Origin of the sequence: Lunatimonas lonarensis (assembly GCF_000390185.1) — a bacterium.
GTDB lineage: Bacteria > Bacteroidota > Bacteroidia > Cytophagales > Cyclobacteriaceae > Lunatimonas > Lunatimonas lonarensis.
On sequence record NZ_AQHR01000029.1, the window covers coordinates 1 to 13,224 of the forward strand.

Annotated in this window: 9 protein-coding genes; 3 read left to right on the forward strand and 6 right to left on the reverse strand. The window is 43.3% G+C overall.

Going from position 1 to position 13,224, the window contains the following annotated elements; translation table 11 throughout:
- Window positions 1-520 precede the first annotated feature (520 nt).
- The 6 genes from ADIS_RS03895 to ADIS_RS23645 all read right to left on the reverse strand — a co-directional run bounded on the left by ADIS_RS03895 (window position 521) and on the right by ADIS_RS23645 (window position 9,143).
- Window positions 521-1,876 (reverse strand): sulfatase family protein, encoded by a 1,356-nt coding sequence (locus tag ADIS_RS03895; RefSeq protein ID WP_238325369.1) that lies wholly within the window; start codon window positions 1,874-1,876, stop codon window positions 521-523.
- Window positions 1,873-3,381 carry a RagB/SusD family nutrient uptake outer membrane protein gene (locus tag ADIS_RS03900; protein ID WP_010853029.1) on the reverse strand — a complete coding sequence of 503 codons (1,509 nt, stop codon included), beginning with the start codon at window positions 3,379-3,381 and terminating at the stop codon, window positions 1,873-1,875. Before ADIS_RS03900 ends, ADIS_RS03895 begins: the two co-directional genes overlap by 4 nt.
- Window positions 3,382-3,398: 17 nt before the next feature.
- Window positions 3,399-6,773, reverse strand: coding sequence for a SusC/RagA family TonB-linked outer membrane protein (locus ADIS_RS03905; RefSeq protein WP_010853030.1), 3,375 nt, complete (start codon window positions 6,771-6,773; stop codon window positions 3,399-3,401).
- Window positions 6,774-6,917: 144 nt separating this feature from the next.
- Window positions 6,918-7,964: a FecR family protein gene (locus tag ADIS_RS03910; RefSeq protein WP_010853031.1), complete on the reverse strand. Its 1,047-nt coding sequence runs from the start codon at window positions 7,962-7,964 to the stop codon at window positions 6,918-6,920.
- A 35-nt stretch (window positions 7,965-7,999) separates the two neighbouring features.
- Window positions 8,000-8,638 carry an RNA polymerase sigma factor gene (locus ADIS_RS03915; RefSeq protein ID WP_010853032.1) on the reverse strand — a complete coding sequence of 213 codons (639 nt, stop codon included), beginning with the start codon at window positions 8,636-8,638 and terminating at the stop codon, window positions 8,000-8,002.
- 415 nt (window positions 8,639-9,053) lie between these two features.
- Window positions 9,054-9,143, reverse strand: a complete 90-nt coding sequence (locus ADIS_RS23645) for a DUF6364 family protein (RefSeq protein ID WP_394330308.1) — start codon at window positions 9,141-9,143, stop codon at window positions 9,054-9,056.
- A 657-nt stretch (window positions 9,144-9,800) separates the two neighbouring features.
- On the opposite strand from ADIS_RS23645, the gene hisG reads away from it, so the two are divergent.
- The 3 genes from hisG to hisC all read left to right on the forward strand — a co-directional run bounded on the left by hisG (window position 9,801) and on the right by hisC (window position 13,116).
- The gene (gene hisG / locus ADIS_RS03920) at window positions 9,801-10,661 is read left to right on the forward strand and encodes an ATP phosphoribosyltransferase (protein WP_010853034.1); all 861 of its coding nucleotides are present in this window, start codon (window positions 9,801-9,803) and stop codon (window positions 10,659-10,661) included.
- A 108-nt stretch (window positions 10,662-10,769) separates the two neighbouring features.
- Window positions 10,770-12,074, forward strand: a complete 1,305-nt coding sequence (gene hisD, locus ADIS_RS03925) for a histidinol dehydrogenase (RefSeq protein WP_010853035.1) — start codon at window positions 10,770-10,772, stop codon at window positions 12,072-12,074.
- Window positions 12,064-13,116 (forward strand): histidinol-phosphate transaminase, encoded by a 1,053-nt coding sequence (gene hisC, locus ADIS_RS03930; protein ID WP_010853036.1) that lies wholly within the window; start codon window positions 12,064-12,066, stop codon window positions 13,114-13,116. The genes hisD and hisC overlap by 11 nt, the downstream gene beginning before the upstream one ends.
- Window positions 13,117-13,224: the final 108 nt, after the last annotated feature.

A 13,224-nucleotide genomic window follows, 5' to 3' on the forward strand; every position in this document is an offset into this window, starting at 1 on the left:
CTGGACACATCCCCAATGCCCATGTCATCGGCTAGAATGTAGACGATATTAGGAAAATTGGATAAATTGGATGATTGCCCCTTTAATTGCATAGAGGTGCCAAATAAGACTATTAAAAATAAAGTTCGAATTTCTATTACTTCAAGCATGCCGAATTTTTATTTACAAATAATTAATTTCTTATATTATTTACCATACCCTAGGGTATACCTAGCGTTTCAGAAAGGTCACTTTCAATAATAAAATTAAGTGACGACGGGTTTAAAATTGTTCGCTTCCCTGTAAAGGGAACACACTAGTCTTTCAATTTTTGCTGATTCATAATTTTTATGGATAAAACATCTATTGAGCCCCATTTTAAAAAAAATGGAGAACTCATTGATTAAACTCGCCCAACGAGAAATCATCCAGAAGAGCTTGAGCTTTTATACTTGAAATTACAGCACAAATATTAGCAATAAGGGAAATTGGAATATATTGGTATAACCATTTGCAATGTTACACTACAATGTGTGATCAATTAAAACGAAATTATCTCCTCAGTCAAACCAGCTTCCCAATCTTCATAGGATTTTTCTAATTCTTGGAAAATACCAGGATAAGCTTCTTTAATATCAGTTGATTCCTGAAAATCGGTAGACAGATCGTATAAATTGGATATTTCACCAATTTTCAACAATTTCCAAGTACCTTTCCGTACAGCGACTTGATTTCCAAATCTCCAGAATACTACCCTATCTTCTTCCAAAGTAATAGGCTTGGTATCGTCAAATATTCCTGCTAAGTTCTTTCCAGACAAATCAACTGGAACCTCTAAACCCAACAAGCCTGCTATTGTCGGGAACAAATCCATCGATAATACCAATTTCTCATAAACATTTTGAGGAATTCTGTCTTTCCAATAGAAAATAGCCGGCACCCTATGTCCTCCCTCGTAAAGTTGTCCTTTATAGCCTCTATGAGGTGCATTTGAGCCAACGGTTCGAGAGGCTCCATTATCAGAGCAGAAAATCACAATAGTATTTTCAGATAAGCCGTTTTTTTCAAGATATTCCATTATTCTACCCACATTTTCATCAAGTGATTCAACCATCTCTTGGTAGGCAACTTCTTTATCCTTGCGGCTGCCTTGGATCGGAAAATCACCGCCGACAGTTCTATCTGCTTTATCATTGGGACCCTGATAGGGAGAATGGGGAGCTCCATGGGCCAAATACAAGAAGAATGGTTTGTCAGGCCTTATTTCATCCAAGTGTTCAAGTGCCTTATCAGTGATCAAATCAGTCAAATAACCGGCTTCATTTATGAGGTTTTGATTATTCCACCAGTCCTCGTATCCTTCCTGATCGATATGGCTGAAATAATCGACATTCCCACTTACAAATCCCACAAATTGGTCAAAACCTTGCGCATTGGGGCCAAATTCTGGTTTATACCCCAGATGCCACTTTCCAAATATGGCTGTAGAATAACCTGACTCCTTTAAATATTCCGCCAAGGTAAATTTATCCAAAGACATTCCTTTTTCTCTATGGCTTTTGGCTGTAATCACCCCCTCAACTCCTGCTTCCTGGGGATATAGCCCTGTTAGCAGAGAGGCACGGGTTGGGCTGCAAACCGCACCATTGGAATGGTAATCGGTAAACCTGAAACCAGAAGCGGCAAGCCGATCAATATTTGGCGTTTTTATCGAAACACTGCCATAACAGCCCAAGTCATTGTATCCCAAATCATCTGCCATTATAAGTACTATATTGGGTGCTGTCCGTTCCGAATTTGAATTTCCCGCTTCATTGGTTTGGGAATTACATCCCCAACATATTAAAGTGAATAACCCTATCACATAAAGGAATTTTTTCATATCATGAATTCTCAATATCCTGGGTTTTGCTCACCTAACTGTACATTATTGACAAATTCAATTGCTGGAAGGGGATATAAATGATAATCCTTTCCTGTTATCGGATGGGCTATTAGTTTTTGCCTTGGGAAAACCCGATTAGTAAGATCCATTTGTACTTGAACAACGTTGGCAAGGATACCCCACCTATTTAAATCGAAATACCGCTTTGTTTCAAATGCAAGTTCAATCCGTCTCTCCTTACGTATCGCCTCTCTGAAAAGACTTTTATTACTGAGCAATGTAGAAGTTTGCGGCTCTAAACCTGCATTGACTCGTATTTCATTTAATAGTTCAAAAGCCTTTCCTGTAGGTTGATACTCTAATTCATTTAACGCCTCTGCGAAGTTCAATAAAATTTCCGCATATCTAATCAAAGGAAAATTCCATGTACTAAGACCCCTCGGGTCAGAGGTGTTGTAGTACTTGTTAACAAAATAAAGGCTACCGTTTGGTTTAGAAGGATCAATGAAATTAGAAAGTCCATAGTTATCGATGATAGCGTCCTTTCGAAGATCACCATCTTCAAATGCCTGCACAATTCCGTTACCCGAAGATAGGCCTCCCCCCTCTCCACCAAGTCCATCGTCTGTGGGTAAAATAAACGCAAGCCCATTTTCAAAATCTGGAGGGGCTAAGGAAACACTTTTATTGGTAGTTGTTTGAGCAATTACACCACCATATTGCACCTCGAAGTAAGAAGCTAAACTGTTTTCTTGTGAACCATTGAAGTTATTATGATAATTTGCTAAAAGAATTCCTGTTCCATACAGTTCTTGCGACAAACTCACCACACCAGACCAGTCTTCCAGCTCTAGTAGAACCATTGAGAGTAATGCCTTAGCTGATAAGGACGTAGGCCTCCCTCGCTCTCGACCCACTCCACCACCATAGGATACCGGCAATAGCTGAATCGCTGAGTTAAGGTCTAATCTAATTTGGGTATAAACCTCCTCTATACTACCTCTTGGACGTTCCGCATCAGTTTTAGTGACTATAGCGCTTGTGATAATAGGCACACCTCCAAAAAACCGGACTAAATTAAAATAGTAAAAAGCGCGCAAAAACCTAGCCTGACCTTCAATCAGTCTTCCCATCTCATCACTGGAAAAGTCGGAAACCATAGATAGATTGTCAATTACCCCGTTGGCCCTAGTAATTCCTTCATAATTCGAGGCCCAAACTTGTTGAATCGGACCTGAAGTAGGGTCTACAATAAACAAATCAGGTTGATTTTCGAACCTCCAGGTCCACCCATCGTCACTAGCAAGCTCTGTAAGGCTCAACATATTTTGACGGTAAAGACTAAGCAAAGGGTTGTAAACGCCGTTTAATGCCGTAATTATATTACTTTCCGTTGTATAAAGCTCTGACATTGAAACAATTCCTTCAGGAGATGGCTCCAGAATAGAATTACAGGCTTGTTGTTGAATTAGTACTAGTAATATAAATGACCTTGAAATTTTCTTATAAATATTCATAAATGTAAGACTTAAATTTAGAAGGTTATTTGTGCTGACAATGAGACCAATCTTGCCTGTGGATAAGGAGTATAATCAATACCTGCGGACAATAAACTGGCCCTACTCGATGCCTCCGGATCCAATCCGGAGTAATTTGTAAACATTATCAAATTAGTACCTGTCAAGGAAAACTTGAGCGCCTCAATCGTTTTACCACTAAAAAGATAAGATGGTAGATTATAAGTAAGAGCGACATTCTTAAGTCTTATAAAGTCTCCATTCTCTAAAAAACGATCAGAAACCATAGTAACCAAATTTGTCGTGTTGCCACCTTGAGACGGCCTTGGAACCCTAGTACTTGGATTTTCAGGCGTCCAAAAATCATTAACCTCCGCAAGATTTTGAACAAAAGGAACACCTCTACCATATAGATTTCTTGCCGTGTTATAAACTTGAAATCCCCCTGAAAAATCAAAAAATACGGATAAACTGAAGTTTTTATAGTCAAACGAATTATCGATTCCTCCAAAAAATCTTGGATGAGGATTTCCAACAAATGTCTTATCGCCTACATCAAATATCCCGTTTCCATTCAAATCCTTATATTTTGGATCCCCCGGTACTGCGTCTGCCCATTGTCTTGCTATAGACTCTTCGCCCAACTGCCAAACCCCGTCAAATACCCACATATAAAATGCGCCAACAGGGTAACCCGCTCTCGATAAATTTGCCGGTTGATTAGACAAAGGGATTAACTCACCCGGGATTTCCAATGATTCTCCGATGGAATTTGTTCCGATATTTAAAACCCTATTTGTGTTAAAAGAAATATTAAAATTTGTACTCCAACCGATCTTTCCCACCGTATTCCTTGAATTTAGGGATAACTCTATGCCTTCATTTAATACAGAACCTAGATTAACAATTGGATTTTGACTAACACCTGCTGTCAATGCAACGGGAGTGGCGATCAAAAGATCTTGGGAGGTTCTATTATAATAATCCGCAGAAAAATAAATCCTGCCTTCAAAAAATGACACGTCCACTCCAGCATCAAATTGTCTAGTCGATTCCCACTGTAAATCTGGGTTACCGATATTTTGGGGTGAATTGCCAACCACTAGACTATTACCGAAAACGTAAGGAGTGGCAATTGCACGGGTTAGAAATGCAAAATCCCCAATTTCTTGATTTCCGGTTAGACCATAACTGGTTCGAACTTTAAGATCATCAATTAATTCACTGCTCTTCAAAAAGCCCTCCTCTGAAATTCTCCAAGCGATGGAGCCAGATGGAAATACTCCGTACCGTCTAGCTTCTCCGAACTTAGATGATCCGTCTCTCCGTACAGTGGTGGTTGCCAGGTACTTGTCACTATTCGAATAATTCAATCTGAAAAAAGAGGAGACTAACCCTGAACTTACTCTAGAACCACTTGCATTAAAGTTGATTTGATTTGAGAGTTGATTTAATGAATTATTTATCGTCCCTATTCCTGTAACGGTACTGTTATCAAACATAAATTGTTGCGCAGAAAATCCAACAAGCATCTTAATATCATGTTGCTGAAAGGTTTTTTGGTAATTTGCGGTTAAATCTGAAACCCAATTTATCTCTCGTCTATTTGGTACTGTTACTTGGCCCTCCGGTCTAACAAAAAGTCCAATTTGATAAACAGGGAGATAGGTATACCCTTTTCCGTGGACAATATCACCACCTAGATTTGCTGAAATGGTTAGGTCGTCCATTAATTTGTAATCAAATTTCACATTTCCGAGCACCCTAGTAACATCACTCTCCCTTGTAGGCAACATCAAATCTATCAATGGGTTGTCATTCGCGCCAAAATACGGGGCAGCTTGGGTATTAATTGCCGTAAGATTACCATTTTCATCAAACGGCCGGGTATACGAATGATTATGAATTAAACTTCTATACCCGGTTGCTCCCCAACTATCATTGTTTTGAACATTTTGTTTTTGATGGCTTCCCGTAAGATTTGAAGAAACCGAGAACCGTTCATTAATTTCTGTATTGATATTTAGCCTAAAGAACCAACTTTTTAGATCACTATTTATGATTGTCCCCTGTCTATCGAGATGGGCAACTGAACCAGAAAACTGAGTCTTATCCGTCCCGCCACTAAATCCCAAATTGTAATTCTGTCTTAATGCAGTTCTTGTCCCTAATTCCTGCCAATCAGTATCAACCTGCCAGGTAGGGTGAGTGGGATCATCATAAACGGAGGTGCTTCTATTTGAATTTCTAAAGGCTTCAACGAAAAGCAATCTTTGCTCTTCTGTACTCATCAAATCAAATCGATTGAAGATTTCCTCAAACCCAATATCACTACTAAATGAAAACTGGGTTTTTCCAGCCTTTCCCTTTTTAGTGGTAATTATAACTACACCATTTGCAGCCCTCGCACCATATATAGCAGTCGCGGAAGCATCCTTAAGAATATCCATTGATACAATGTCTTTAGGATTAATAGTAGAAAAATCGGAGCTAAACAATGGCACACCATCCACTACTATAAGAGGATCGTTACTGCCTGTCACAGAGCCAACGCCACGAATATTGATTGAAAACCTTCCATCTAAGTTTCCTCCTGTCTGCCTAACTTGAACCCCACTGGCCCTTCCTTGAAGGGCGTCTTCAAAATTAGCAACCGGCCTAGACTGAATAACACTTTCAGAAACACTTGATACTGAACCTGTAATATCTGCCTTTCGCTGGGTACCATAACCAACCACAACTACTTCATCTAATGAAGACTGATCTTCAACCAATGTTATTGTTAAAGTACTTTGATTTGAAACAACTATTCGCTGCGATTGATAGCCAATAAATGAAATAATTAAGACAGCTCCCTCTTGTGTTTGCAATGAAAACCGCCCATCAATATCTGATGCTGTTCCAGTTGACGTTCCTTCGATAAATATTGTTGCTCCTGGGATTGGTTGCCCCTTTGTGTCAACAACCACACCTGTCAGCTGAATATTAGAAAAAGCAAGAACCCCTTCACCATCATAGAGCTGGTTAGCTAATATTCTATTGACATGAATATTATTATTGACCTGAACAAAATTGGCGTTGGTCTGCTTTGAAACAGTTGCCAACACCTCGTATAAGGTTTCATCCGTAGCCGCTATCGAAATCTTCTGACTGAGATCAACTGACCGGTTGCTATACGTAAACCTAAAATCCGTCTTTGACTCCACCAGCCTGAAAAACTGGCTCAATGACTTTTCGGTCAGGTTTACCGAGATTTTGACCTCTTCGAGGGTCTTTCGCTGCGCATTGCCCGTATTGGCCAGCAATACCGAACAAAAGAAAACCTGAATCAGGAAACCATACATCAATCGTTTAGACAGCATAAGCAATTGCCTAAGTATATTTTTTTTCATAATATTGAATCGTTTAAGAATTGTACTTGAACATAGCCTTGTCTTCTTTCCACGGACACAAGGCTCCAGGAGGCAGCTTCCCGTTCCCCCCAGAACGGATGCTGCCTTCGTCGTTAACTGCTGTCTTCCTTTTTCATCGTTGAGTTATCTTGGGTTCGTTATGGTTACTTTTTTTCCTTCTATCCTATAGGTAATCCCGGAGGTGTAAAAAATCCCGGTAAGCACATTCTCCAACATTTCGTCCAAATAAACCCCCGTGTAGGCCCACCCTTGGGGCGATTTCCCCTTTACCTGCACCTCCACGCCATACCATCGCTCGATCTTCTGCTTGACAGATTCAAAGGAATCTTTTTTGAAAACAAGCCTTTTTTCCTTCCAACCCAACACTTCCAGGGGATCAAATCCTGTTTTGTGCAGTTTGCCGCCCTGTTCCATTATGAGCATCTCATTGGGTTCCAAGTTGACCAGGCTTCCCGATTCATCCTTTACCCTCACCTTGCCGGTAACCAAAGCAACCGAGATGTTGCCCCCGTCCTGCTGATTGACATTAAAAGAAGTCCCCAATACCTCGACACGTGCATTGCCTGTTTCGACAATAAAGGGCCGCTCAAATTCCGGTTCAACCTCAAAAAAGGCTTCGCCCGTCAGCCTGACTACCCGCGCCTCCGAGCCAAACTCCTTGGGGTACGCAATGGAACTGCCGGCGTTGAGATGAACCTTGCTTCCGTCCGTCAGGGTAATCAAGGACTTAATTCCGTAGGGGTTTTGCTTGGTAACCTGCGGAACCTCCACCACTACATGATCTACCTCCTGCTGTTGTTGAATCATGTGCACAAACGCCATCCACGCACAAAAGCCGAGTACCAGCATAGCCACTAACTTCCTCAGGGTAAAAAAGCAGAACCATTGAGAGATCCCTGACAGGTCTCCCTGCGTCGAAAGCCCATGACCAGATGCCCGCAGGATGTTTTCAAATGCCTCCACATAGACGGAGTCGGATACAACCACATGCGTACGGTACTTCACAGCCCGGATCAGCTGCGCAGCCTCAAGCACCGTGGCCCTTTTTTCCGGATGCTCCTGCAGCCACTTTTCCCAAAAATGACGGTTGTTGGCATCAGGATTCTTGACCCACTGAATGAAAAACTCATCTGCAAGAAAATGCTCCAACTTGTAGTCTCTGTATCTCATATAGGTTTGATAAATTTCAGATTAGATGGCATGGGCTATACGTCTTTCTTTAAAAATTGCTTGAGACTTTCCAGTGCACGATAAACGATCTTGCGGGCGGATTTAACTTCGTTCAACTCCATGACCTCCGCGATTTCCCTATAGCTCATCCCCTCCTCGTATAACAACAGGATCGCCTGCCGCTGCCTTGCTGTCAAGTGACCAATTGCCAGTTGGATGGTCCGCTTTTGCTCCTGTTCTTTTTCATCCTGTATCAACTTCGTCTCGAAGGATGCCTCTATTTCAAAAAAACCATAGTCAAGCGAATCCGGACTGATCTTTGTTTCTCTTCGTTTGTTCAACTCCCGAATCAAGTCCCGCTGTAGGCATTTGTAGAGGTAGGATTTGATACTTTTCACCTCGCTTAGTCTACCCCGGTTTTTTCGAAGGCCTATGAAGATATTCTGAATGCAGTCCTGTACGGTGGGCTGATCTTGGGTAAACTGGCTGCCAAAACGAAAGAGGGCAGGTGCAAATACCCGGTAGATGAAATTGAATGCCATTTCATCCCCTCCGTCAAATGCCCTCCATATTTCGGCATCGGTCTTATCTTTGAAGGTTTCCATGGTGGCCGCATGCCGATAAGGCACAGGGATGATAGGTACGGTGGTTTTATTTTTTGGGTTTATGCTCATTTGCGAAGAATCGGTCGCGTTATAAAATCAAGAGGAGACTATACCCGAAAATGACCCCATTATTATTCTAAAAAAAATGTTTTTCGCAAAATTTCACAGACGGTATTTTTTATAGAAACAAAATATAAGTTTATCTATAATGCTCTTTACTCACTTTATTTTAAAAAATAAGTATGGTAAGCCCTAAAAACAGTTTACATCTTCTGCGAAACCAATCCCAGCCCAGGCGTTAAAAAAATGATTTTATCATCCAAAGCCAAGATTTTCAGAATTACCCTTAACCTTCTCAAAACCGGTTTTCCTTTATCTACAGGCAAATCAATCACTCCGATCAAACTCATTACTAGATGGCTAATTGCAGGCTTTTCTGTTTCTTCTCTTGTTGGGTGATGGCATCAAGGTGAGATTCAATCATCTATGAAAGACTGCTCTTGTTTTTACTTGCATAGATCTTGGCTCTTTTAATAACCTGATCATCAACCCTAATTGTCAATTTAGTCTCCATTGTATTTCAAGTATTGTAGGTATGGACACATAATTATCACACGTCATTTGCAAAGGCATACCGCAGAAAACTACATCACCACGATGACCACGCCCTTTCCTTTTACCGACCAAATCGCCCTATTCACCTGCTTGATGACCGCATTGATCGATTAATTCATTGATTCCGATTAGAACGCAGTAATTTTATTCCATCAAGCAGCAGGAAATCAAAACAGATTTCATCGCTGATAGAAGTAGGGTTGTGCAGTTGGAACGTGAAGTGGATGTGCAGTTGAGTGAAGTTGGTTGAGGGGTAAGTGAAGTTGGTTAGTAGGGTTATTTTTTTAACTGGCAATTTTTTCATGAGTCACAGCAGAAGGCTTAATTCCCCCGGGAGCGTATCCCGGGGGATTTTTTGTTTACTGGCAAAGCATAAAATCGCAGCTACATTTGGGATGTTTGCAATAGGTAGCTAAATTTGCCCAGAAGTATGAGACAAAGCCACCCTTATCGTGTCCTGCATAGCATTTTTTCCCAACATCCTGTCGTGCATGGGCATTATCATCGTGTCTCACATGTTTCGGGGCAAATCTGATCAATTTCCCATTTACTGGGATAGAATGGCACCCGAATCCTCCCTTTCTTCTACCCTGTTTCAAACACTTGCAAAATTCACATGGAAACCATCATACGAATAGCCGTACAAAAAAGCGGAAGACTCAGTGACGACTCCCTCAGCCTGATCAAGGAGTGTGGCATCAAGTTCTACAACGGAACCGGCAAGCTAAAATCAACCTCTACCAACTTCCCAATTGAGTTCTTGTTCCTTCGGGACGACGATATTCCCGGCTATGTGGCTGACGGTGTGGCAGACCTGGGAATAGTAGGGGAAAATGAATTAGTCGAAAAAAACAAGGAAGTCACCGTGTTGAAGAAGCTGGGCTTTTCCAAGTGCCGACTCTCTCTTGCCATTCCAAAAAGTGAAGACTACATGGGCATTGACTATTTCAAAGGCAAGAGCATTGCTACTTCCTATCCCAAGATACTTGGTGACTACCTCACTGCAAAAAACATCCAAGCCGAGATCCACGAAATCAGCGGGTCTGTGGAAATTGCGCCCAGCATTGGCCTAGCGGAAGGGATCTGCGACATCGTCAGTTCCGGATCCACCCTGATGATGAACGGCCTGAAAGAAGTAGAAGAGATTTTCCGATCGGAAGCGGTCCTGATTGCAGACCCAAAAATCTCCGCGGAGAAACAGGATATCGTAAACAAGCTGCTTTTCCGCATGAATGCCGTACAAAAAGGAAAAAGCAATAAGTACGTGCTGCTAAATGCGCCAAACAGTTCGCTGGACAGAATCGTTTCACTGATTCCCGGCATGCGCAGCCCTACCATCCTACCCCTAGCACAGGAAGGTTGGTCCTCGGTTCATTCGGTCATAGCCGAAGACCAGTTTTGGGAAAACATCGAAGAACTGCGCGCCGCAGGTGCGGAAGGCATCTTGGTGGTTCCCATTGAAAAGATGGTCCTTTGATAAACCGGTTATGACAGATAAAAACCTCTTTATTGGGTATTCGTCCACAACCCGACGTATTGCCAACCAAATGGCAAGTATCAATGCTGAAATGACATTAGTAATTCTATGAAAGTCCTTGTAAATCCTCCAAGAAACAGCTGGAAAAAAGAACTGGCACGGCCGGCCATCAAGCTGAAGGATATCGAAAAAATCGTAAAACCCATCATGCAAAAGGTCAAGCGGCAGGGAGATAAAGCGCTGCGTAAATTTGCCTTGGAATACGATCACGTGGAAATCGACCGGCTGCTGGTGACCAGGGAGGAAATTGCGGAAGCAGACCAGCAGGTTTCGGATGAACTCAAGCGAGCCATCCAACAGGCAAGGGAGAACATACTTAAATTTCATGAGGCACAAAAAACCCCAGACCTGGAAATGGAGGTCATGGACGGTGTCACCTGCATGCGCAGAAGTGTACCAATACAAAAAGTAGGCCTTTACATCCCCGGAGGCACTGCCCCACTCTTTTCTACGGTTTTAATGCTGGGAATTCCTGCCAAATTAGCCGGCTGCGAAGAAATCGTCCTCTGCTCACCCCCTAACCCCGCGGGAAAACTTCACCCCGCAATCCTTTACGCCGCAGGTTTGGTAGGGATAGACCGGATCATAAAGGCGGGAGGTGCCCAGGCGATTGCCGCATTTACCTACGGGACTCAGTCTGTACCCAAGGTGGACAAGATTTTCGGCCCGGGCAATCAGTACGTGACGGCAGCCAAGCAGCTGGCTGTAAAAAAAGGCGTGGCAATTGATATGCCCGCAGGCCCGTCGGAAGTGCTGGTGTATGCGGACGGCTCGTCGGTTCCCGCCTTCGTAGCGTCAGACCTGCTTTCCCAAGCCGAGCACGGAGTGGATAGTCAAGTGGTGCTGGTCTGCGATTCGGAAAAACTGGCAAAAAAGATCCTCAAAGAGGTGGATGCCCAGGTCGAAACGCTTCCCCGCCAAAAAATCGCCCAAAAAGCGCTCGACAACAGTGTGGCAATCGTGATCCCCAATGCGGACAAAGCAATAGATCTAATAAACGAGTACGCTCCCGAGCACCTGATATTGTCCGTAAGTGATGAAGAGGAAGTCTGTTCCCGCATCGTAAATGCCGGTTCGGTGTTTCTGGGTAATTTCACCCCGGAATCAGCGGGGGATTACGCCTCAGGCACAAACCACACCCTACCGACCAACGGGTATGCCCGCAACCACAGCGGCGTTTCACTCGACAGTTTTGTAAAAAAAATCACCTATCAGAAAATCACTGAAAAGGGGCTACAAAACCTCGGCCCCACCGTGGAGATAATGGCTGAAAATGAATCCCTAGTAGCTCATAAGCAAGCCGTTTCCCTTCGATTGGATCATATAAACCGAAACAAACAAAATGGGCTTTGAACTAAACCGGCTCCTTAGGCCCCATATCGCTTCGCTCAAGCCTTATTCTTCGGCTAGGGATGAGTATAGCGGTAAAGAAGGGATTTTTTTGGATGCCAATGAAAACCCCTACGGGTCGATTACGGATACGGCATTCAACCGCTACCCCGATCCCTATCAACAAGATTTAAAGGCAAGGATTGCAGAAATAAAAGGCGTCCAGCCGAATCAGTTGTTTTTGGGAAATGGCAGTGACGAAGCCATCGATCTGTTGTTTCGGGCATTTTGCCGACCGGGAGTGGACAATGTCATCCTTTTGCCCCCTACGTACGGCATGTATGAGGTAAGTGCGGGTATCAATGACGTGGCGACCATCCGGGTCTCCCTTACCGCAGATTTTCAGCTGAACGTACCGGCGATCTTGGAAGCGGCAACGCCTAATTCCAAAATTCTATTTATCTGTTCCCCAAACAATCCGTCCGGAAATCGGATGAAGAGAGAGGATATCCATGCATTGCTCAGGAACTTCCCGGCATTGGTCGTTATCGACGAAGCCTACATTGATTTTAGCGATGAGCCAAGTTTTACTTCTGAACTAGCGCGGTATCCCAATCTGCTCGTAATGCAGACCTTCTCCAAGGCGTGGGGGTTGGCATCCCTACGGCTGGGCATGGCTTACGCTTCACCTGAAATCATCGCCATATTGAACAAAATTAAGCCGCCCTACAACATCAGCGGTCTGACCCAAGCCACGGTTTTGGATGCTTTGGACAATTTGGAAAAGGTGGACACCATGATTTCCGAAATTCTGGAGGAGCGAGAAAAACTCACCGGAAAGCTGCTGGGACTCCGAAGTGTCCAAAAGCTATTTCCCTCACAGGCAAACTTCCTTCTGGTAAAAATCGATCGGGCAAAGGAAACCTACGATGCCCTAGTTAGGCAGCGGATAATCGTGCGGGATCGCTCAAAAGTTACCCTCTGTGAAGATTGTCTTCGGATTACCGTCGGTACTTCCGTGGAAAACGAAAAACTGGTGGAAGCGCTGGATAGGCTAACCCGGTGACCTTGCTTTCGAGGTACGAGTGAACACCTTGATTTCCGCGCGGGTCAAGCGCACGAAGGCGGCGTGATGCTGAACAATCAAAAGGCACCCGACTCGTAAGCAGGCGTG

What these genes read in the sequence shown, in the direction of transcription:
- ADIS_RS03900 (WP_010853029.1), bottom strand. Translation starts at nt 3,381, where the DNA reads ATGAATATTTATAAGAAAATTTCAAGGTCATTTATATTACTAGTACTA.
- ADIS_RS03905 (WP_010853030.1), bottom strand. Translation starts at nt 6,773, where the DNA reads ATGAAAAAAAATATACTTAGGCAATTGCTTATGCTGTCTAAACGATTG.
- ADIS_RS03910 (WP_010853031.1), bottom strand. Translation starts at nt 7,964, where the DNA reads ATGAGATACAGAGACTACAAGTTGGAGCATTTTCTTGCAGATGAGTTT.
- ADIS_RS03915 (WP_010853032.1), bottom strand. Translation starts at nt 8,638, where the DNA reads ATGAGCATAAACCCAAAAAATAAAACCACCGTACCTATCATCCCTGTG.
- ADIS_RS23645 (WP_394330308.1), bottom strand. Translation starts at nt 9,143, where the DNA reads ATGGAGACTAAATTGACAATTAGGGTTGATGATCAGGTTATTAAAAGA.
- hisG (WP_010853034.1), top strand. Translation starts at nt 9,801, where the DNA reads ATGGAAACCATCATACGAATAGCCGTACAAAAAAGCGGAAGACTCAGT.
- hisD (WP_010853035.1), top strand. Translation starts at nt 10,770, where the DNA reads ATGAAAGTCCTTGTAAATCCTCCAAGAAACAGCTGGAAAAAAGAACTG.
- hisC (WP_010853036.1), top strand. Translation starts at nt 12,064, where the DNA reads ATGGGCTTTGAACTAAACCGGCTCCTTAGGCCCCATATCGCTTCGCTC.